Consider the following 19,644-nt stretch of genomic DNA (forward strand, 5'->3'; position numbering starts at 1 on the left):
AAATTTCTCGCCAGAACCGGGATCGCCCGGAGAAACGACGGCCAATGGATCGCATCAGAATTGTCGGCGGCAACGAGCTGACCGGAACCATCCCGATCTCGGGCGCGAAGAACGCAGCCCTTCCCCTGATGATCGCCTCGCTGCTGACCGACGACACGCTGACGCTCGAAAACGTGCCGCATCTGGCCGATGTCGAGCAGCTGATCCGCATTCTCGGCAATCACGGCGTCGACTATGCCGTCTCCGGCCGCCGCGAGCGCCAGGGCGAAGGTTATTCGCGCACCATCTCGTTCACCGCGCGCAACATCGTCGACACCACGGCCCCTTACGAACTGGTCTCCAAGATGCGCGCCAGCTTCTGGGTCATTGGCCCGCTGCTTGCCCGCATGGGCGAAGCCAAGGTGTCGCTGCCGGGCGGCTGCGCCATCGGCACGCGACCTGTCGACCTGTTCATCGACGGCCTGCAGGCGCTGGGCGCCGACATCGACGTCGAGAACGGCTATGCCGTGGCCAAGGCCAGGAACAAGCGCCTCACCGGCAACCGCTATGTGTTCCCGAAGATTTCGGTCGGCGCCACCCATGTGCTGATGATGGCGGCAACGCTTGCCCGCGGCGAGACGGTGCTCGAAAACGCCGCCCGCGAGCCTGAGGTCGTCAACCTCGCCGAGTGCCTCAACGCCATGGGCGCCAGGATCACCGGCCAGGGCACCTCGACCATCACCATCGAAGGCGTCGATTCTTTGTCGGGCGCACGCCACCGCGTCATCCCCGACCGCATCGAGACCGGCACCTATGCCATGGCTGTCGCCATGACCGGCGGCGACGTGCTGCTCGAAGGCGCGCGCGCCGACCTGCTGCAGGGCGCGCTCGACGTTTTGTCGCGCACCGGCGCCGAGATCATCCCGACCAATTCCGGCATCCGCGTCCTGCGCAACGGTTCGGGCATCGCACCCGTCGATGTCGTCACCGAGCCCTTCCCCGGCTTCCCGACCGACCTGCAGGCGCAGTTCATGGGCCTGATGACGATGTCGAAGGGCAAGTCGAAGATCACCGAGACGATCTTCGAAAACCGTTTCATGCATGTGCAGGAACTCGCCCGCCTCGGCGCCCACATCACGCTGTCGGGCCAGACGGCGATCGTCGAGGGCGTCTCCAAGCTCAAGGGCGCGCCCGTCATGGCGACCGACCTGCGCGCTTCGGTGTCGCTTGTCATCGCCGGCCTCGCCGCCGAAGGCGAGACGGTGGTCAACCGCGTCTACCATCTCGACCGCGGCTTCGAGCGCCTGGAAGAAAAGCTGTCGCGTTGCGGTGCCGTCATCGAGCGCATCAGCGGCTGAAGGAAGGGGAACAGGGGAATAAGGGAGTAAGAGAACAGGAAAGCTTCTCCGCTACTCCCTTATTCCCCTACTCCCCTATTCCCCTATTCCCTTACTCCCCTCTTTTCCCGCGGTTGCGCGCTGCATCAAGACCGCCTAACAAAGCCGGAAGCATTACCTTTCCGCACAGGCAGCCGACCGGACATGAACCTGCTCAAGCTAGTCGCCCTCGACGAAGAAGATCTGGAGATCGTTTCGGCGCATGTGCAGGATGCGGTGATCAGGGTTGGCGACATCGCTTTCGATGCCCCGGCGAAACGTTTTGCGCTGGCGATGAACCGCTTCGCCTGGGAAACCAAGAAGGGTTTCTTCCGGCCGAAATACGAGCGGCGCAGGTCGATCCTGCATTTCGACCGCGTGCTGTCGGCGCAATTGCACGGCATTTCCCGCGCCAAGACCGAGGACGTGCTGGAACTGCTGGCGATCGGCTTTGCCGGAGAGGAAGGCCCGACCGGCACGATCGAGCTTCTGTTTTCCGGCGACGCCGCCATCCGCCTCGATGTCGAGGTCATCGAGGCCCGGCTGACCGACACCGGCGCTGCCTGGCAGGCCTCTTCCCGCCCGATCCACAATACCTGAGCATTTCCAGACAATGGCCATCACGCTTCGCCAATCAGACGCAGACTTCGAGAAGCGCTTCGCCGCCTTCCTGACCACGAAGCGTGAGATCTCTCCCGACGTCGACGCGACCGTGCGCGCCATCATCGACGACGTGCGCGGCCGCGGCGACGCGGCCCTTATCGACTACTCCAACAAGTTCGACCGCGCCGACCTTGGCAAGCTCGGCATTGCGGTGAGCCGCGCCGACATCGAGCAGGCCTACAAGGACGCCGATCCGGAAACTGTCGAAGCGCTGCGTTTTGCCCGTGACCGCATCCATTCGCACCATGCCCGGCAGATGCCGAGGAATGACCGTTACGTCGATCCGATCGGCGTCGAGCTCGGCTCGCGCTGGACCGCCGTCGAGGCGGTCGGGCTCTATGTCCCCGGCGGCACGGCGAGCTATCCGAGCTCGGTGCTGATGAATGCCGTGCCGGCCAAGGTTGCCGGCGTCGAGCGCATCGTCATCGTCGTGCCGGCATCGGGCGGCGTCATCAATCCGCTGGTGCTGGTCGCAGCCGACATCGCTGGCGTTTCTGAAATCTACCGCGTTGGCGGCGCCCAGGCGGTTGCCGCCCTCGCCTATGGTACCGAGACGATCCGCCCGGTTGCCAAGATCGTCGGTCCCGGCAACGCCTATGTCGCGGCCGCCAAGCGCCAGGTGTTCGGCACCGTCGGCATCGACATGATCGCCGGTCCGTCCGAGGTGCTGATCGTCGCCGACAGCGACAACGACCCCGACTGGCTTGCCGCCGACCTGCTCGCCCAGGCAGAGCATGACGTCTCTGCGCAGTCGATCCTGATCACCAATGACGCCGCCTTCGGCAAATCGGTGGAAGCGGCCGTCGAACGCCAGATCAAGCTCCTGCCGCGTGCTGAGACCGCTGCCGCCAGTTGGCGCGACTTTGGCGCCGTCATCGTCGTCGACGACTTCGACGCCGCCATCCCGCTGATCGACCGCATTGCCGCCGAACATCTCGAACTCGCCGTCGACGACGCCGAGGCGCTGCTCGGCCGCATCCGCAATGCTGGTGCGATCTTCGTCGGCAAGCACACGCCGGAAGTCATCGGCGACTATGTCGGCGGCTCCAACCACGTCCTGCCGACGGCACGCTCGGCACGTTTCTCCTCTGGCCTGACGGTGCTGGACTTCGTCAAGCGCAGCTCGATCCTGAAACTTGGCCCCGACCAGTTGCGCGAGCTTGCTCCCGCGGCGATCGCGCTGGCCAAGGCCGAGGGGCTCGACGCGCATGCGCGCTCCGTCGCCATCAGATTGAACATGTAGGCGGCGATGTCCGACAAAGGCCACGCACGCTCCCGCCTGGTCGACGTCGAACTCGACGAATCGATCGGCCGTTCGACGCCCGACGTGGAGCACGAACGCGCGGTCGCGATCTTCGACCTGATCGAGGAGAACAGTTTTCACCCGATCAATGACGACGGCCATGGCCCCTACCGGCTTAAGCTGTCGCTCGTCGACGCCCGGCTGGTCTTTGCCATTTCGCGTGAGCACGGCGAAGCTGTCGTCACCCACATCCTGTCGCTGACGCCGTTCCGCCGGATCGTGAAGGACTACTTCATGATCTGCGAGAGCTATTACGAGGCGATCCGCTCCTCGACGCCGAGCCAGATCGAGGCGATCGACATGGGCAGGCGCGGCCTGCACAATGAGGGTTCGCAAACCCTGCTTGACCGGCTCTCCGGCAAGATCGAGATTGATTTCGACACCGCGCGCCGCCTGTTCACGCTGATCTGCGTATTGCACTGGCGCGGATGAGGATGGCGGAAAACGCTTCTGCTCCCCGCTCCATCCTGTTCATGTGCCGGATGAATTCGGTCCGCTCGCCAATGGCCGAGGCGATCGCCCGCCACCACCTGCCAGCATCGGTGTTCGTGACGTCGGCCGGCGTGCGCGCCGGCGACCGCGACCCGTTCGTCGATGCCGTACTGGCCGAGGAAGGCATGGGGCTCGACGAGCACCAGCCGCGCACCGTCGACGATCTCGAGGACGACTATTTCGACCTGATCGTCACGCTTGCACCGGAAGCGCATCACGCCGCGCTCGAATTCACCCGCTCGATGGCGGTCGACGTCGAATACTGGCCGACACCGGATCCGACTGCCGTCACCGGCACGCGCGACCAGATCATGCATGCCTACCGCGACGTGCGCGAACGGCTGAAGCACAGAATGGCCAATCGATTTGCCGCCGAGGCCCAAGGAAACGACGCCGATTAAGCGTGTTCACAAAGCGTGGATTATCATATAGGTTCCGCCCAAATTCCGGCCGGGTCGCCGGAACGTCATCCAAACCAAAGGTACCGAATGCCGAAGGAAGAAGTCCTCGAGTTTCCGGGCGTTGTTACGGAATTGTTGCCGAATGCGATGTTCCGGGTCAAGCTCGAAAACGAACATGAAATCATCGCCCACACCGCCGGCCGCATGCGCAAGAACCGCATCCGCGTTCTCACCGGCGACAAGGTCCTCGTCGAAATGACGCCTTACGACCTGACCAAGGGCCGTATCACCTACCGCTTCAAGTAAGCCGCCTGCTCACAGCGGGCTGGCCCGCCTCAGCCTACAGGATCATCGATTGAGCGATCTGCAAAAGCTTGTGCTTGCCTCGGGTTCGCCCCGCCGTGTCGAGCTGCTGCAGCAGGCCGGCATCGAGCCTGATCGCCTGTTCCCGGCGGATGTCGACGAACGCCCGATGCGCGCCGAACATCCGCGCTCGCTGGCCAAGCGCCTGTCGGTGACCAAGGCGCAAAAGGCGCATGACGTCCTTTCCAAGGAAGCGGAACCCGCTTCCGGCTTCATTCTTGCCGCCGACACCGTCGTTGCCGTCGGCCGGCGCATCCTGCCCAAGGCCGAGAGCTCTGACGAGGCGCTGCATTGCCTGCAGCTTCTGTCGGGTCGCTCGCACCGGGTCTATACCGGCCTCGCGCTGGTGACGCCTGCGGGCAAGCTGCGCCAGCGGCTGGTCGAGACGCGCGTCCGCTTCAAGCGCCTGTCGAGGCAGGACATGGAAAACTACCTCGCCTCGGGCGAATGGCGCGGCAAGGCCGGCGGCTATGGCATCCAGGGCCTCGCCGGCACCTTCGTGGTCAAGCTCGTCGGCTCCTACACCAATGTGGTGGGCCTGCCGCTCTACGAGACGACGTCGCTGCTGTCGGGCGAAGGCTATCAGGTCCAGCTCAACTGGCAGGCCGGCGCGCGCGTATGACCGACAAGCCCGAAGGCGTGGTAACCCCGCTGCGCGCCAAGACCTCCTGCCCCGAATGCGGCAAGCCCTCGGTACGCGAGAGCTACCCGTTCTGCTCGCCGCGCTGCAAGGCGGTCGATCTCAACCGCTGGCTCTCGGGCAGCTACGCCATTCCGGTCCGCGACGACGAAGACGAGGATTCGGACGGAAACAGCGAAGCCGGCTGATAACGCCGAGCGGCATTTGCAGCTTACGCAACGGCCTGTGATTTCTTCCAGAAAAACATCTCGCAGGCGCTGGACAGCGGCAAATCTCGTGTTATAACCCACCCGCTTTCAGGGTGCAGCGCACCACTCAAGGCATCCGGATCAAGGCTCTCGCCCGATCCTGGAACTAGGCCCAGATAGCTCAGTTGGTAGAGCAGCGGATTGAAAATCCGCGTGTCCGTGGTTCGAATCCGCGTCTGGGCACCATCACCTTCCTAAGGTGTTGACATAGCTGAAAAATCAGTAAAATTAAGCACTTAAGGCCACCCGAGTGATGCACACGGGTGACGCACATGGTGCTTTCAATGAGCCGTCCTTTCAAACACCCAAAGACCGGCGTGTATTGGCTTCGAAAGCGGCTACCGGCTGATATTGCGGAATCAAGCGGCCGCAGCATCATCACCAAGACACTCGGCACGAAGCCGTGCTCGACCCTCACGTTTCGACCCGAGGCGAGATGGGCCAACTCGTCCTGACTGTGCTCGGCATGGCTGCACAAATGGAGCGACGATTCATCAAGGAGCGGCAGCGAGAAGGCATCGACAAGGCAAAGGCCGCCGGAGTCTACCAAGGCAGTAAGCCTCGGATCGACCGCGCCACGATCTGTGAGATGCATGCTGAGGGCGTCGGGGCGACGGCGATTGCCAAAGCCGTCGGCTGCTCGCGAATGCAGGTCTATCGGGTTCTGCGTGCCTCTCCGGCTGGATAAGGTCCCAATGCCCCCCTGTGCAAGACGGCAGTTCACTCAATTTTTCTTGGCGGAGTTATTCATGGCGGAGTGCTTCCATCGGCTCTAGCCGAGCTGCTCTGGATGCCGGATACCATCCGAAAAGCAAACCGACCGAGGCGGAGAAAGCGATGGCGAGCACCGGCGCGTTGAGCCCAATGAAAATGGGCCATCCGGCGAGTCGGCCTGCTGCGATGGCGATCCCGGCGCCTAGAACGAGGCCTATCAACCCTCCAAGCAGGCAGAGCGTAATGGCTTCCATCAGGAACTGGGTTCGTATGTCCTTGCGTCGCGCGCCTATGGCAAGCCGGATTCCGACCTCGCGAGTGCGTTCGGTGACCGAGACCAGCATGATGTTCATGATGCTAATGCCGCCAACGAGCAGGGACACCGATGCGATCGAAGCCAGCAGCCAGGCAAATGTCGTTGTCGTGGCGTTGCGCAGTGCCATAGCCTCTGACGGATTGATAATAATGAAATCACTGTCGCGATCCGACCCTAGGCGGTGGTGCTGGCGCAGCAGTGCTTGGATTTGAGCAACCGCCGGTCCGACTTTTTCTTCACTTACTATCTTGGCAAGAATGTAGGCAACAGACTGGCGGTCGCCATCGTCGCCGCCCCCGAAGAGCCGCCTCTTTGCGGTGGAAATCGGAACAAATACGACGTCGTCTTGGTTTGTCCCCGCACCGGACTGGCCTTTGGCCGCTAGAACACCGATGACCTGAAAAGGTGCATTCAGAATCCGGACTTCGGCTCCAATTGGATTGCCTCCCTGAAACAGCTCTTGGGCGACCGTGTGTCCGATTAACACGACCTTGTCAGCACTACTTTCTTCTTTGCTGGAGAATTGTCGTCCAGCCGAAAGTGGCCAATCACGGACCACAAAATAGTCTACGGTCGTTCCATTGACGGTTGTGCTCCAATTTCTATTGCCACGTACTATCTGAGCGCGGCCGCGAACCGAAGGCGCGGCTGCCCGCACGGGAGGGAGCCCGGCAATGCCTCGGGCGTCGGACTCGGTCAGAGTGCCCAAGCGGGCACCGCCGCCGCTTTGACCTGCAATCGGCTCGATCACCAAGACATTCGCCCCGAATGATCGGATCTGTTCTTCGACTTGTGCTTTTGCGCCCGATCCCAGCGCGACCATCGCGATGACCGAGGCGACCCCGACAACGATGCCGAGCATGGTGAGAAAGCTGCGCAGCCTGTTCACCCAAAGCGCCCTGCGCGCGATGCGAAACCCCTCCCACCAGTTCACGTCACTGCTCCTGCGAATAGGGGACGCCGGACCTGATCGAGCTTCTCCCGGTCAAGTGAGCTTGAATGAGCAACTGTACATGATCCCAAAAAGCGGGGGACAGCCATCGTCTGCCTGCTACCTACCCGTGCACGAACTCGAACGCTCTCCAATCACGACTTGAGGAACTAACCGAAGCCGGTCACGCCCCATCCACGTAATTTGCGCCCAGTCGGCCCGGTCAGCAAGCGATCAGGTACGTCCTGGTCGCCAATGATCGTGCCGTCTTGCAGCCTTATGATGCGCGACGCATGACTTCCGACGATGTCGTCATGCGTCACCATGATGATGGTACGTCCCTGCTCATTGAGATGCTGGAGAAGCGCCATGATTTCGTTGCCCGTCCGGCTATCAAGCGCTCCTGTGGGCTCGTCTGCAAGGATTAGCGCGGGGTCTGTTACGAGCGCCCGGGCGATTGCGATGCGCTGCTGCTCGCCACCTGAGAGTTGCAGCGGCCATCGTTGTGCTTTGTCAGAAAGCCCCACCTTGTCCAATGCTTCCGCCGCACGCAGCTCACGCTCGCGTCTACGCACGCCCGCGTAAACGAGCGGCAGTTCTACATTCTCCAAAGCCGTGTTGCGGCCCAGCAAATTATATGACTGGAACACGAAGCCGATCCGACAATTCCGCAACCGCGCTGCGTGATCGGGCGACATGTTCGCAGTATGCTCGCCCGCAAAAATCAGGCTGCCGGATGTTGGTCGGTCAAGTAAACCGATGATATTCATGAGCGTCGATTTACCGGAGCCCGAAGGTCCCATGATCGCCACAAACTCACCATCCATCAGATCGAATGACGCGTCGCGCAGGGCGACGGTAGTGGTGCTATCATGGCCGTAGCTCCGCGAGAGGGAAATGGCTTTGAGGAGCATGCTCAGAACCCAAGCCGGAAGCCGAACAATCGGTCTCGCGCTGCCTCTTCCGCTTCGCCTACGACGATTTGGTCCCCTTCCTTCAGGTCTCCGACGACCAATGCGGCATAGCTCCCATCATCGTCACCAAGTACGACGCTTACCGGGACAGCAATCCGGGTCCCGTCAAGCGTCCACACAGTAGTCTGCACCCCATTGTTGCCGTTGCCGGGGGAGAGCTCCTTTGACCCATCAGCCACACTTGGCGCAAAGCGCAAAGCGGTCATCGGTATGCGGAGGACATCCCTGGCTTGCGATGTGACGACATGGACGGTTGCGGTCATCCCCGGAAGCAAAAGTGCTCCAGGATTGGTGGTCCCAAGAACGACAGTATAAGTAACAACGTTTTGCGTGACCTGCGGAGCCTTGCGAATGTCACGTACCATCGCGGAAAAACGCCGATCCGGATAGGCATCGACAGAGAACTGAGCCGCTTGGCCAACACGTATCTTGCCGATGTCCGACTCGTCCACGCGTGCATAGATGTCCATGCGCTGAAGGTCGCCAGCAATGGTGAACAAGACGGGAGCTTCGAGGCTTGCCGCCACCGTCTGACCCTCACTGACATTCCGACCGACGACGGTACCGTCGATAGGGGAACGAATTGTCGTGCGCTCAAGGTCAATCTCCATCGAGTCCTCGATAGCCTCCCTCTGACGCACGGTTTCAAGTGCGCTATCGAGTTCGGCTTGCGACCGTTCCAAATCAACCGCTGCTCCGGCCACAACCAGTTCGTGCGCGGCTACAATTTCCTCCGCCTCCCGCATTTCAGCAGCTGCTGAATCCCGTGCCGCGCGTGCCAGTTCGGTCTGACTTTTGGATGTGTTGCCCATTTTCTGAAGCGAAGTGGACCGTTCGAATGTGTTGGCGGTGACCTCGGATTGCGCTCGGGCATTGTCCAGTCGGGCCATGAGAACTGCCCGCTGTGCCTCAGCGTTGCGAAGGTCGATCCGGGCGCGTTCCAATCTGGAGCGTTGGATTTTTACGGCGGCCTCAGCGACAGCAGTTGAGGCTTTGGATTCTGCGAGGCGTGCCTCAAAACTCTTGCGATCGAGTTGCGCCAGCGCTTGTCCAGCTTTTACGTTGGTATTGAAATCGACGAAAAGGCGCGCAACTTGTCCGGAAAGCTGCGTCCCCACCTCCACCGTGACGAAGGCATTCAGTGTTCCGGTCGTGGACACGGTTTGCACCACGTCGCCTCGTTCGACGGGTGCCGTCATGTAGCGCGTCGCGGCTGCGGCCTCCCGCCAAGGAGGCCATCCGACACTGCTTCCCATGCCATACACGGCCCCGGCACCCAGAAGCACGACGGCGACGGATCCGACCAGCTTTCTCATTTGAGCTCACATTTGCCGGACAAAACAGCGCGGTACCGCCATTTTGCGTCAAGCTGCTACATGTCGACTTCCATTTGAGGTGTCGCCCATCCGAGCACACTATTCCAATGCGAGGCGCGTTTCCATAACGAGCGGTTGCGGAAGGTAGAGAAATTCAGGAGACGATCACCGTCTTTAAGGCATAAAATACGAATACGCGAAAGTAAATTGATCTATGTCATCGAAATAACATGACCCAATTGGGGGATGTCACTGTCTTTTAGATCAATCTAACGATCTAGATAACAAAGAATCAATCGATTCGATGCGTCACGGATTCTTGAAAACTCTTGAAAATGCCGCTTAGTGGGCGTTAATTCTGCGTCGTTTCCGGTGACTTGTATCAGCGCGATTGCGAATGTGAATTCGGAATCGGCCGGAGACCTATTGGCTGTAAAGTGAGATGGAGGAAATGATGAAGAAGCTGACAAATACACTTCTCGCAACTGCCCTCGCACTTTCCATGGGCAGCACTTTTGCGCTGGCCTTCAATGCAGATGATACCAATCCTAATAACGACCAAGGCCAAGCGAAGGCAATCGCAAATTGCGTCGACAACATTGCCAAACAGAATGCAAATGGCCAGACGGGTTCCAACACCGGCAGCGCTAATGACAAGAAGCAGCTTAATACTGCCGTCACGAATTGTGATCAGTTCTGGAGCTGAACTTAGCTGTGATCTGCCCCCGGAGTTAGCCAACTCCTGAGAGGTTTAGATATCCAACGCAACGCACGCAGGGGGGCAGCGCCCCCCTGTTCTGTTTAAGCGCAAGGAGATGACAATGCGACGGACTATTCTGGCGCTCGCGGCGCTCGCTGCGACGAGTGATTTTGCGATGGCAAACGACACCACCAAGACGACGCACAAACCGACAATGTGCAGCCAAACCGTATCCGGGGAAAAGGTCGACTGCGGTTCAACGGGCTCGACCAGGGACGATCGCGGCCCGGCAACCACCAACTCCATCGGCGCGAAAAAGCCGCGGGTCGGTATCGACATCAACCCGTGGATCGTACCGACGTTCAACTGAACTTAGTTTCAGAATTGCCGTCCATCGACCGGCGGCCTTTTTCGTTGGGTCGCGTGCTTGGTCCAATTGAACTGCGGGCCCGGACCGGAGACGCAATTTGAAGGTCACGGCATGGATTCGTGGCGGAGCGCATCGTCACCGGGCTCAAGCAGCCGCTGGAGTTTGCCGGGACGTCACTGAAGCCGAGCGCCAGCGCCGGCATCGCGCTGTACCATGGCGGCAATGGCACGGTCGGCGACCTGATCGTCAACGCCGACCTGGCGCTCTATCTCGCCAAGGCCGAAGGCAGGGGCAGCTACCAGCTTTTCGCCACCACGCTACGCGACAAATTCGAGGAAAAGGCCAATCTCGAGCGCGAGCTGCGCGAGGCCATCACAAGCCAGGCCTTCGCCGTTCACTACCAGCCCCAGGTTTCGCTGCAGGGCGGCAAGGTCATCGGCGTCGAGGCGCTGGTGCGATGGGAAATGGCGGGCAGGAACGTGTCTCCAGGCGAGTTCCTGCCAGTGGCGGAAAAGGCCGGGCTGATGCCGGCACTCGGCCGCATCGTCTTTGCCAAGGCGATTGCGACCGGTGCCGAATGGCATCGCGCCGGCATCGACTTCGGCCGGCTGTCGCTCAATGTTTCGGCGCAGGAGCTGCGCGAGGCGGATTTCGCCGGCCACCTGCTCGACCTGCTCAAGCAGGAAGGGCTGCCGACACGGCTGGTGGCACTCGAAATCGTCGAAACGGTGATGCTCGACGACGAGAACACCGGCATCGGGCTGACGCTGAAGCGCCTGCGCAAGGCCGGCATTCGGCTGGAGTTGGACGACTTCGGCACCGGCTACGCTTCGCTCGCCCATATCAGCGCCAACGAGGTCGACAGGCTGAAGATCGACCGCCGTTTCGTCCGCGATATCGACAAGAACCCGGCCAACACCAAGATCGTCAAGGCGATCATCGAGTTGGCGCGTGGCCTGGGCATCTCGATCGTCGCCGAGGGTGCGGAGACCGACGTCGAGCTGTCCTGGCTCCACGACCTCGGCTGCCCTGCCGTACAGGGCTATGGCATCGCCTTCCCGATGCCGAGCACTCAGGCGGAGGCGTGGCTGGAGACCCACAGCACAGGAGCGCAGCGGACGGAGGCGATCCACGTCGCTTAGCGTTCTGACGCGCATCCAGACAAAGTCCGCCGCACACTTTTCCTGCAATCGCCCCGGCCGCAATCGCCCCGGCCGCAAGCGGCCGGTTCGGTCCGTTGATCCAGATCAAGGCGGCGTCCCGGCTATCGGTTCAAATCAGGACATGTCCAGACAGGAGAAATGACATGCCGACCGAAACCATCATCGTCGTTGCCGCCGTGCTTTCCGCCTTCGGCTTCTTCGCCGTGGCCCTTGCTTATGCCAGCCTGACGTCCGAGCCGGTGCGCGGCAAGCGCTGACGCCCGGCCGATCAAGTTGTCGTCTTTGCGCAATCCAGGACGGAAAACCGCCATACGGTTTTCCCTGGAATTGCGCTACAGCCGGACCTCGCCCAACGTCACCTGCGCAACGCCGACATAGGGGTTGGCGTGCAGCGCGAGGATCCACAGGCTGACGCCAGCGGTGACGGCAAAGATCAGGATCGCCTTCCTGCCGGCATGCGGCCTGTCGGCGTGGACAGCGCCGACGACAATCGCCGACAACATCGTCAGGAACAGCACCAGATACCATTTGAGCTGGTTGACCGAGCTCGTGCCGATGGCGAGACGCGAATTGCGGGCATCCTGCAACTCGTCGAGATCCTGCACCATCTGGCTGATGATCGGATCGGGATGACCCGCCTTCGCCAGGTCGATCATGGCAAGGCGGATGCCCTGCAGGGCCTGCTCGACAACAGGCTCGGGCGATCGGTTCGCATTCTGCCATTCCATCTGAACGACACCATCCTTGTAGGCCTTGAGGCCTGCCATGAGCTCGGCCGAGGCCAGCGCTTCGGGCTTTGCCATGCCGGCCAGCCGCATCATCGAGGATCGCTCCGCGCTGGCCACCTGGCTGGCACGGGAATTAACCGACCAGACATCGGCGGCGGTGAAGCCCAGCGACAGCGCCCAGGCCGTGGTGATGGTGCCGACAAAGGCAGCGACCGGCATGGTCAGCGGGTTGTCCGCCGCCTGCCGGGCGAAAACCGCCAGGAACGCCGCACCAAGGAAGAAGGCTATGCCCCCGACAAGGATGAAGGGCAGCGTCATGATCAGCGGCGACCAGGCAAATATGTCCACGACGCCCCTCCCCAGAGCCATCCCTGAACCTGAATAGGCCAAATCGGCCGCCGCTACCAACAGAAAGCCCCGCGATTGCGGGGCTTTTGCGTTGTGTGAGGATGATGGAGGGGCGGTTGCCTACGAGCGTGGGCGTTCCTTCTTGGGGTCGTAGTGGGCGAACGGCACGATCCTGGCCGGCAGGCGCTTTTGCTGGCCGTCGAGCTTGCCGACTTCGACCTCGGTGCCGATCTCGGCATGCGCTGCCTCGATGCGAGCGAGTGCGATGTTCTTGCCGAGGATCGGCGAGCGCATCGACGAGGTGACGATGCCGATCTGTGCGCGGCCGATATGGACGCAGTCGCCATGGCCGACAGCGACATTGGCGTCGATGTCGAGGCCGACAAGCTTGTGGATCGGGTTGTCCTTGCGCCGGATCAGCGCCTCGCGGCCGATGAAGTCGTCGGTCTTGGTCTTCAAGGGCACGGTGAAGCCGATGCCGGCCTCGAACGGGTCGGTCTGGTCGGAGAACTCGTAATTGGCAAAGATCAGGCCGGCCTCGATGCGCACCATGTCGAGGGCTGCAAAGCCCATCGGCTTCAAGCCATGCGGCTGGCCGGCTGCCCACACCGCGTCGAAGACAGTCTCGGCATCGCGCGGATGGCACCAGACCTCGTAACCGAGCTCGCCGGTGTAGCCGGTGCGCGAGACGACGATCGGCACGCCGGTCGCATCGCCGATGCGGCCGATGGTGAAGCGGAACCATTCGAGCTCACTGAGCGCCGGCTGGTGCGGCGGCGTCCAGACGATCTCCTTCAGGATGTCGCGGCTGTTCGGGCCCTGGACGGCGATGTTGTGCATCTGGTCGGTCGAGGAGCGGACCAGCACCTTGAGGCCGAGTTTCTCCGCCTGCTCGCGCAGCCAGACGCCGGAATAGTCGTCGCCGCAGATCCAGCGGAAATTGTCCTTGCCCAGACGCAGCAAGGTGCCGTCGTCGACCATGCCGCCATGCTCGTAGCACATGGCGGTGTAGACGACCTGACCGACACCGAGCTTCTTGACGTCGCGGGTCAGCGTGTACTGCATCAAGGCTTCGGCATCAGGGCCCGTGACCTCGAACTTGCGCAGGGCAGAGAGATCCATCACCACCGCCTTCTCACGGCAGGCCCAGTATTCGGCGATGGCGCCCTCCTTGGCGAATTCCTGCGGCAGCCAGAAGCCCTTGTATTCGATGAAGTTGCGGGTGTGCTTGGCAAAGCTTGCGTGGAAGCCGGTCTCGCGGGTCATCTTGGGTTCTGCCTCCGGGGTCGTGCGTCGGGCGATCGCGCGCTGGAATGTGTTGGAGCCGGAATAGGTCCGGACGTGGATGTCGGTGAGGTTCCAGCCATTGGCCGGCGTGGTGTCGTCGGGACAGGCAGAGGAGACGCAGACGATGTCGGTCAGCGCTCTCAGCAGCACATAGTCGCCCGGCCGCGACCACGGCTCGTCCGAGAACATCACGCCATGGGCGTCGATGCCGGTGTTGAAGAAGAAGTTGACCGCCATCCAGCCGGCGCGGGCATTGACGCCATGCGGGACAAGCGCGCCGTTGAAGTTCTCCGAGCAGTTGATGTGGCCGGGATAACCGATGTCGTCGTAATATTTGGCGTAGCAGGCGAGCGCAAAAGCGTCATGCCGGCCGCAGGTGTCCTGCACGACCTCGACAAGCGGCTCGAAATCCTGGTCGAAATATTTGGCATGCAGGCCGGGCATCGGATAGGCGTGGCCCATCAGCGAGCGGGTGGCGGTGACGTCGAGGGCGAGGTCCCTGCCCTTGTCGAGCTTGCGGGCGGAAAAGCACTGGAAGTCGGTGCACTGGCGGCCGTCGACGTCGATGATCTGGATGTAGTCGCCAGCCTTGACGAAATAGCTCTCCGCCGTCTTCGACTTGACCCTGACATCGAGCACCGGATCGGCGAGCGGATCGGGCAGCTCGAAGCCGCCTGACACGGCACGGACCTTGGCCCGCTTGACCATCACCACCAGAGGCGTCGTCGTGTCCTGGCTGTCGACCGACATCGGCGCCCCGGGTGCGGCAATCACCAGCGAGCCCGGCCGCGAGACGACAAAACGCTCCTCGACCCCGGCAGCGGTCGCACCATCGAAGAAGCGCACCGCCTCGACCCGGCCAAGCTCGAGCTTGCGGCGGGCGAGGCCAAGCCGAAACTTCTGCAGGCTCTCGTCGCCATCGACGAGCAGCGCCTTCAGCCCCGACGCATCGCTGTTCGAGCGTGTCGACAGGATACCCGGATCGGCGCGGCCGGCAGCATCAAACGCCACCAGCTCGCACGCCTGCCCGCCTTCGAGATTGCGCACCGTCACATGATCGCCGGCTTCGATGTCGATCAGCACCGCACCGCCACCAGGCACGTGATAGCGCTCCATGCCGGGCAGCAACAGGCCAGGCTGCACAACCAGGCTCGGACGCGGAGGGCCGGCCACAATTTCGGGGTAGACTGAAATCGTCATCGCCACCTCGTTCAAATCTTGCCTGTGTGTAAAATTATTTGAGCCAGAAGAATACTCAATTTTGCCGCTGCCGCAAGGCTTCGTTTCATCACAGTAATCAAAAATGCGGAGAGGTGACCATGCGGCAGGCAGCCTTGCGGTCCATCAGGGAGCGCCGATCAGCCTTCCGCCACGCGATTGTCCCGGCCCATCCGAGCGTGTACTGGACCAGATTCGATAAATATTTCAAAATTGGTCTACGCTGCGCTGGGATTCGTCCCGCGCCGTGGCCACGAGGCAGGACTGACATGCAAGGTCGCGCAATGAAGGTTGAAACCGGCCAACTCACTTCGCAAATCATCGCCTCCTATTCGGTGGGAGCGACGGTGCAGACCGTGCTCGACCGGCTGTTTGCCAAGATCAGGTCTGAGGAATATCCGCTCGACACACGCCTGCCATCGGAGCGGGCGCTGGCCTCGGAGATGGGGGTTGCCCGCAACACCGTGCGCGAGGCGCTCGACGTACTGGAAGACCGCAAGGTCATCAAGCGGCGTCCCGGCAGCGGCAGTTTCGTCACCTACCGCTCGGAAGAAGTGCCTGAAAGGACGGAGAGCTCGGTGGCGCTGGAAACCAGCCCGCTGGACCACCTCGTCGTGCGCGGCATCCTTGAACCTGAAATGGTCCGCCTGGCCGTCATCAACATGACCCCGCGCGAGGTCTGGGACCTCGAACAGCTGACGTCGCAGATCGAAAACGTGCAGACCGACGTCGCCGCCTTCGTCAAATGCGAAGAGGAGATCTACCGCAAGATCGCCGAGGGAACGCACAACCCCTTGCTGGCATCCTGCTACAATCTGGCGATCGAGGCCTGCAGGGTGAGCTTCCGCACCACGCAGTTGCGCCGGCACCTGTCACCGAAGCGGATTCTCGAATACCAGCAGCGCTACAACGCACTGTTCAACGCGATCGCCTCCCGCGACGTCGAGCGCGCCGTCGAGTTCATCAAGCTGCACCTCGTCGAGGAGCAGAAGCTACTTCTGCAGGACTGACTCCGGCGTCCTTGCCTGCAGGACGGTGCCGTTGCCGCTCGCCCGCAGGCGCTGGTCCCAAAGCTGGCCAAGATCCGACATCTCCTGCTTGAGCAGGCCGCCATGGCGCTTCAGCCAGCGCGGGATCGAGCCGAAGGCGGCAATCCTGGCCTTGCCGCTTTTCACCGTCACCACCGGCCAGTCGCCGACAAGCGCGTTGTCGATGCCGAACATGCTCTCGCCCCACCAATGGGCTGGGCCAAAGGCATGAGTGACATGGCCGAGCTGCTTCATCGCCGCCAGCACGGATGCCGGATTGACGCTGTTCGATTTCTCGACCGCCGCATGCCAGATGTCGAGGATGGCGACATACTCCCAGCTCACCGCCGTCCAGGTACCCGGGAAGCGGCTGTTGTACTCGTCAAAAAAGCCCTTCGGCTGATTGAAGAAGAAGGTCTTGTCATTCAGCTTCTCGTCATCGAAGTCGGGAAACTGGAAGACGAAACCTTCCATGAAATCGACCGACGTCCTGCTGACGAGCTGGTCGTAATAGTCCAGTGTGCAGGATATGATCTGGCCCTTGAAGCCTTGCGCATGCGCATATTCGGTCATCGCATGGACCATCGGCGTGTAGCTGGTGCACCAGCACAGGATGTCGGCACCCGATTCCAGCATCGGCTGCACGATCGCGACCGCATCGGTCGTGTCGGGATCGTACTGGATCTCTTTGGCGATCCCCAGCTTGGCCGCCTTGAAGGCGGCGCGATAGGTGGCAAGCGACGGCAGGCCGAGCGCGTCAGTCTGGCTGCAGAGTGCCACCGTCCGCAGTTCCGGCCTCGCCTGCGCTAGCCACTCCACCCCTGTCACGTTGAAGATCGGGTGCAGTTCGCTGGGCGCGATCAGATATGGCGTATCGGGCGACAGGTCGCTCGGCAAAAGGGTCGAGGTCAGGACCTTGCGCTGGCTCAGATAATCCCTGATCTCGGCCATCGTATCGCCGCCCAGCATCATCAAGAGCTTGACGTCATGCCGCTCGATCAGTTGACGCGCGCCCTCCAGAGCCCGGCCGGCATCATAGCCGCAATCGAACTCGACGATCCGGATCGGATAGCGGCGGCCGTTGATCAAGAGCCCGCCGGTCCGGTTGAGCCAGTCCTCCCAGATCCGGCAGCCATGCAATCCGGGCCGCCCCCAAGACTCCACTTGACCGCTGAGCGGTCCGAGGAATCCAATGTTCACCGCGTCCGGCATGCCGACGGAAAGCCGCGGCAGGACGCTGGAAACGGCGAGTCGATGGGCAAAGCTGGAGTTCGTCATGGCTGTGAATACCACCAAAAATCGGGCGTTTCACCCTATCTTAGCGAAATTTTCCTTCCTCACAGGAAACACGCCGTTGACAAATTGGTATAATGGCAGGCAACATAACTGAACCAGAGGAACCAATAACGAAATTTGGTCTATACCAAAAGGAGGAAACCATGACAGCCAAGCGTGTCGCCGTGATCGGTGCCGGACCATCTGGACTGGCGCAGTTGAGGGCATTCCAGTCGGCCGCGGCGAAAGGCGCGGACATCCCGGAAATCGTCTGCTTCGAGAAGCAGGCCAACTGGGGCGGTCTGTGGAACTACACCTGGCGCACCGGCCTCGACCAGTATGGCGAGCCGGTTCATGGTTCGATGTACCGCTATCTCTGGTCCAACGGCCCCAAGGAGGGCCTGGAATTCGCCGACTATTCCTTCGAGGAGCATTTCGGCAAGCAGATCGCCTCCTACCCGCCACGCGCCGTGCTGTTCGACTACATCGAGGGCCGCGTGAAGAAGGCCGGCGTCCGCAAGTGGATCCGCTTCGAGACAGCCGTCCGCATGGTCACCTGGGACAAGGAGACCAAGAAATTCACCGTCACCGTCCAGGACCTGCCCAAGGACCACTGCTACTCCGAGGAGTTCGACCACGTCATCGTCGCCTCGGGCCACTTCTCTACTCCGAACGTTCCTGAATTCCCCGGCTTCGACCGGTTCAACGGCCGCATCCTGCACGCCCACGACTTCCGTGACGCCCGCGAATTCGCCGGCAAGGACATCCTGATCGTCGGCACTAGCTATTCGGCTGAAGACATCGGCTCGCAGTGCTGGAAGTACGGCGCCAAGTCGATCACCAACTGCTACCGCACCGCGCCGATGGGCTTCAAATGGCCCGACAACTGGGAAGAGCGGCCGCTGCTGGAAAAGGTCGAGATCAACACCGCGACCTTCAAGGACGGCTCGACCAAGAAGATCGACGCCATCATCCTGTGCACCGGCTACAAGCACCACTTCCCGTTCCTGCCCGACGACCTGCGCCTCAAGACCGCCAACCGCCTTGCGACCGCCGACCTCTACAAGGGTGTCGCTTATGTCCACAACCCGGCGATGTTCTATCTCGGCATGCAGGACCAGTGGTTCACCTTCAACATGTTCGACGCCCAGGCATGGTGGGCACGCGACGTCATCCTCGGCCGCATCAAGCTGCCCGACAGCAAGCAGGCGCTGCTCGACGATGTTCAGGAACGCGTTGCCGGCGAAGATGCTGGCAAGGACTCGCATGACGCGATCGAATACCAGGGCGAATACGTCAAGGAGTTGATCGCCGAGACCGACTATCCGAGCTTCGACGTCGACGGCGCCAACGAGGCCTTCTTCGAGTGGAAGGAACACAAGAAGAAGGGCATCATGGAATTCCGCAACCACTCCTACAAGTCGGTCATAACAGGCACCATGGCACCCGCCCATCATACGCCGTGGAAGGATGCCCTCGACGACTCGCTGGAATCCTACCTGCGCACCGCCGAAGCGGCTGAGTAAGAATGCGGTCCTAGCGGACCGTCCGGCTTTCCTGACATGAAACGCCGCCCCAGCCGGGGCGGCATCCCTTTTGCATGCCTTGACCACTGCCCGCGCGACGAAAAGGGGTTGCGCGGGAGCATACCGGGCTGCCTGTTTCGCGCCTCAAAAAGAGAGCTGTTGCGGGTAGGTCGCCGGCACCGATCCCCTCACCTTCTCCCATGCATCTTCGACAAGTCGTGCTCGGCCTGCCCCCCCGCTTTCCGGGCGGCGAGGGAGCCCATTTCGGCGACCTGGGCCCCCAAG

19 protein-coding genes, 1 tRNA gene and 1 pseudogene are annotated in these 19,644 nt (G+C 61.7%); 15 read left to right on the forward strand and 6 right to left on the reverse strand.

Annotated elements, in window-relative coordinates:
• The first annotated feature begins 44 nt into the window (after positions 1-44).
• From murA to H5P29_RS27385, 10 genes and pseudogenes are all read left to right on the forward strand, one after another.
• Positions 45-1,337: a UDP-N-acetylglucosamine 1-carboxyvinyltransferase gene (gene murA / locus H5P29_RS27340; RefSeq protein WP_154385292.1), complete on the forward strand. Its 1,293-nt coding sequence runs from the start codon at positions 45-47 to the stop codon at positions 1,335-1,337.
• A gap of 183 nt (positions 1,338-1,520) precedes the next feature.
• The gene (locus tag H5P29_RS27345; RefSeq protein ID WP_154385291.1) at positions 1,521-1,955 is read left to right on the forward strand and encodes a DUF2948 family protein; all 435 of its coding nucleotides are present in this window, start codon (positions 1,521-1,523) and stop codon (positions 1,953-1,955) included.
• A gap of 13 nt (positions 1,956-1,968) precedes the next feature.
• Entirely contained in the window at positions 1,969-3,261 is a 1,293-nt protein-coding gene (gene hisD, locus H5P29_RS27350) for a histidinol dehydrogenase (protein WP_154385290.1), read from the forward strand.
• Positions 3,262-3,267: 6 nt separating this feature from the next.
• Positions 3,268-3,753, forward strand: a complete 486-nt coding sequence (locus H5P29_RS27355; protein WP_067965312.1) for a UPF0262 family protein — start codon at positions 3,268-3,270, stop codon at positions 3,751-3,753.
• A 2-nt stretch (positions 3,754-3,755) separates the two neighbouring features.
• Entirely contained in the window at positions 3,756-4,214 is a 459-nt protein-coding gene (locus H5P29_RS27360; protein ID WP_083948693.1) for a low molecular weight phosphatase family protein, read from the forward strand.
• Positions 4,215-4,301: 87 nt separating this feature from the next.
• Positions 4,302-4,520, forward strand: coding sequence for a translation initiation factor IF-1 (gene infA, locus H5P29_RS27365; RefSeq protein WP_006200926.1), 219 nt, complete (start codon positions 4,302-4,304; stop codon positions 4,518-4,520).
• A 49-nt stretch (positions 4,521-4,569) separates the two neighbouring features.
• Positions 4,570-5,199, forward strand: a complete 630-nt coding sequence (locus H5P29_RS27370; protein ID WP_067965313.1) for a Maf-like protein — start codon at positions 4,570-4,572, stop codon at positions 5,197-5,199.
• Entirely contained in the window at positions 5,196-5,405 is a 210-nt protein-coding gene (gene yacG / locus H5P29_RS27375) for a DNA gyrase inhibitor YacG (RefSeq protein WP_067965314.1), read from the forward strand. Before H5P29_RS27370 ends, yacG begins: the two co-directional genes overlap by 4 nt.
• 170 nt (positions 5,406-5,575) lie before the next feature.
• A tRNA-Phe gene (locus H5P29_RS27380) sits at positions 5,576-5,651 on the forward strand.
• A 217-nt stretch (positions 5,652-5,868) separates the two neighbouring features.
• Positions 5,869-6,153: pseudogene (locus H5P29_RS27385) on the forward strand (helix-turn-helix domain-containing protein); the annotation flags it as partial.
• 55 nt (positions 6,154-6,208) lie between these two features.
• On the opposite strand, the gene H5P29_RS27390 reads toward H5P29_RS27385, so the two are convergent.
• From H5P29_RS27390 to H5P29_RS27400, 3 genes are all read right to left on the reverse strand, one after another.
• The gene (locus tag H5P29_RS27390) at positions 6,209-7,429 is read right to left on the reverse strand and encodes an ABC transporter permease (protein ID WP_067965317.1); all 1,221 of its coding nucleotides are present in this window, start codon (positions 7,427-7,429) and stop codon (positions 6,209-6,211) included.
• Positions 7,430-7,596: 167 nt separating this feature from the next.
• Positions 7,597-8,340, reverse strand: a complete 744-nt coding sequence (locus H5P29_RS27395) for an ABC transporter ATP-binding protein (protein WP_067965319.1) — start codon at positions 8,338-8,340, stop codon at positions 7,597-7,599.
• A 2-nt stretch (positions 8,341-8,342) separates the two neighbouring features.
• Positions 8,343-9,716, reverse strand: coding sequence for an efflux RND transporter periplasmic adaptor subunit (locus H5P29_RS27400; protein WP_067965327.1), 1,374 nt, complete (start codon positions 9,714-9,716; stop codon positions 8,343-8,345).
• A gap of 451 nt (positions 9,717-10,167) precedes the next feature.
• Between H5P29_RS27400 and H5P29_RS27405 the strand changes: the two genes are divergently transcribed.
• The 3 genes from H5P29_RS27405 (at position 10,168) to H5P29_RS27415 (ending at position 11,928) form a co-directional block, all read left to right on the forward strand.
• A complete protein-coding gene (locus H5P29_RS27405) occupies positions 10,168-10,422 on the forward strand; it encodes a hypothetical protein (RefSeq protein WP_154387625.1) in 255 nt (84 codons plus the stop codon).
• Between the two features lie 115 nt (positions 10,423-10,537).
• A complete protein-coding gene (locus H5P29_RS27410) occupies positions 10,538-10,786 on the forward strand; it encodes a hypothetical protein (RefSeq protein WP_083948695.1) in 249 nt (82 codons plus the stop codon).
• Between the two features lie 119 nt (positions 10,787-10,905).
• On the forward strand, positions 10,906-11,928 hold the full coding sequence (locus tag H5P29_RS27415; protein WP_154387621.1) for a bifunctional diguanylate cyclase/phosphodiesterase: 1,023 nt from the start codon (positions 10,906-10,908) through the stop codon (positions 11,926-11,928).
• A gap of 353 nt (positions 11,929-12,281) precedes the next feature.
• Here the strand turns inward: H5P29_RS27415 and H5P29_RS27420 are convergent, their stop codons facing one another.
• Both H5P29_RS27420 and H5P29_RS27425 read right to left on the reverse strand, forming a co-directional pair.
• Positions 12,282-13,025, reverse strand: coding sequence for a hypothetical protein (locus H5P29_RS27420; RefSeq protein ID WP_246787006.1), 744 nt, complete (start codon positions 13,023-13,025; stop codon positions 12,282-12,284).
• Between the two features lie 120 nt (positions 13,026-13,145).
• Positions 13,146-15,512: a DUF1989 domain-containing protein gene (locus H5P29_RS27425; RefSeq protein WP_185910212.1), complete on the reverse strand. Its 2,367-nt coding sequence runs from the start codon at positions 15,510-15,512 to the stop codon at positions 13,146-13,148.
• A 302-nt stretch (positions 15,513-15,814) separates the two neighbouring features.
• Here H5P29_RS27425 and H5P29_RS27430 point away from each other — a divergent pair, with 302 nt between their 5' ends.
• Positions 15,815-16,540, forward strand: coding sequence for a FadR/GntR family transcriptional regulator (locus H5P29_RS27430; protein WP_154387585.1), 726 nt, complete (start codon positions 15,815-15,817; stop codon positions 16,538-16,540).
• Here H5P29_RS27430 and H5P29_RS27435 read toward each other — a convergent pair.
• Positions 16,523-17,698 carry an ABC transporter substrate-binding protein gene (locus tag H5P29_RS27435; protein ID WP_246670944.1) on the reverse strand — a complete coding sequence of 392 codons (1,176 nt, stop codon included), beginning with the start codon at positions 17,696-17,698 and terminating at the stop codon, positions 16,523-16,525. The genes H5P29_RS27430 and H5P29_RS27435 overlap by 18 nt on opposite strands.
• Positions 17,699-17,997: 299 nt before the next feature.
• Here H5P29_RS27435 and H5P29_RS27440 point away from each other — a divergent pair, with 299 nt between their 5' ends.
• Positions 17,998-19,359, forward strand: a complete 1,362-nt coding sequence (locus tag H5P29_RS27440) for an NAD(P)-binding domain-containing protein (protein ID WP_154387583.1) — start codon at positions 17,998-18,000, stop codon at positions 19,357-19,359.
• Positions 19,360-19,644: the final 285 nt, after the last annotated feature.

Source organism: Aminobacter sp. MDW-2 (genome assembly GCF_014250155.1).
In the GTDB taxonomy this organism is placed as follows: domain Bacteria; phylum Pseudomonadota; class Alphaproteobacteria; order Rhizobiales; family Rhizobiaceae; genus Aminobacter; species Aminobacter ciceronei.

Excerpts from the sequence above, each read along its gene's own strand:
- murA (WP_154385292.1), top strand. The coding sequence starts at position 45 with ATGGATCGCATCAGAATTGTCGGCGGCAACGAGCTGACCGGAACCATC.
- H5P29_RS27345 (WP_154385291.1), top strand. The coding sequence starts at position 1,521 with ATGAACCTGCTCAAGCTAGTCGCCCTCGACGAAGAAGATCTGGAGATC.
- hisD (WP_154385290.1), top strand. The coding sequence starts at position 1,969 with ATGGCCATCACGCTTCGCCAATCAGACGCAGACTTCGAGAAGCGCTTC.
- H5P29_RS27355 (WP_067965312.1), top strand. The coding sequence starts at position 3,268 with ATGTCCGACAAAGGCCACGCACGCTCCCGCCTGGTCGACGTCGAACTC.
- H5P29_RS27360 (WP_083948693.1), top strand. The coding sequence starts at position 3,756 with ATGGCGGAAAACGCTTCTGCTCCCCGCTCCATCCTGTTCATGTGCCGG.
- infA (WP_006200926.1), top strand. The coding sequence starts at position 4,302 with ATGCCGAAGGAAGAAGTCCTCGAGTTTCCGGGCGTTGTTACGGAATTG.
- yacG (WP_067965314.1), top strand. The coding sequence starts at position 5,196 with ATGACCGACAAGCCCGAAGGCGTGGTAACCCCGCTGCGCGCCAAGACC.
- H5P29_RS27395 (WP_067965319.1), bottom strand. The coding sequence starts at position 8,340 with ATGCTCCTCAAAGCCATTTCCCTCTCGCGGAGCTACGGCCATGATAGC.
- H5P29_RS27400 (WP_067965327.1), bottom strand. The coding sequence starts at position 9,716 with ATGAGAAAGCTGGTCGGATCCGTCGCCGTCGTGCTTCTGGGTGCCGGG.
- H5P29_RS27405 (WP_154387625.1), top strand. The coding sequence starts at position 10,168 with ATGATGAAGAAGCTGACAAATACACTTCTCGCAACTGCCCTCGCACTT.
- H5P29_RS27410 (WP_083948695.1), top strand. The coding sequence starts at position 10,538 with ATGCGACGGACTATTCTGGCGCTCGCGGCGCTCGCTGCGACGAGTGAT.
- H5P29_RS27425 (WP_185910212.1), bottom strand. The coding sequence starts at position 15,512 with ATGACGATTTCAGTCTACCCCGAAATTGTGGCCGGCCCTCCGCGTCCG.
- H5P29_RS27430 (WP_154387585.1), top strand. The coding sequence starts at position 15,815 with ATGAAGGTTGAAACCGGCCAACTCACTTCGCAAATCATCGCCTCCTAT.
- H5P29_RS27440 (WP_154387583.1), top strand. The coding sequence starts at position 17,998 with ATGACAGCCAAGCGTGTCGCCGTGATCGGTGCCGGACCATCTGGACTG.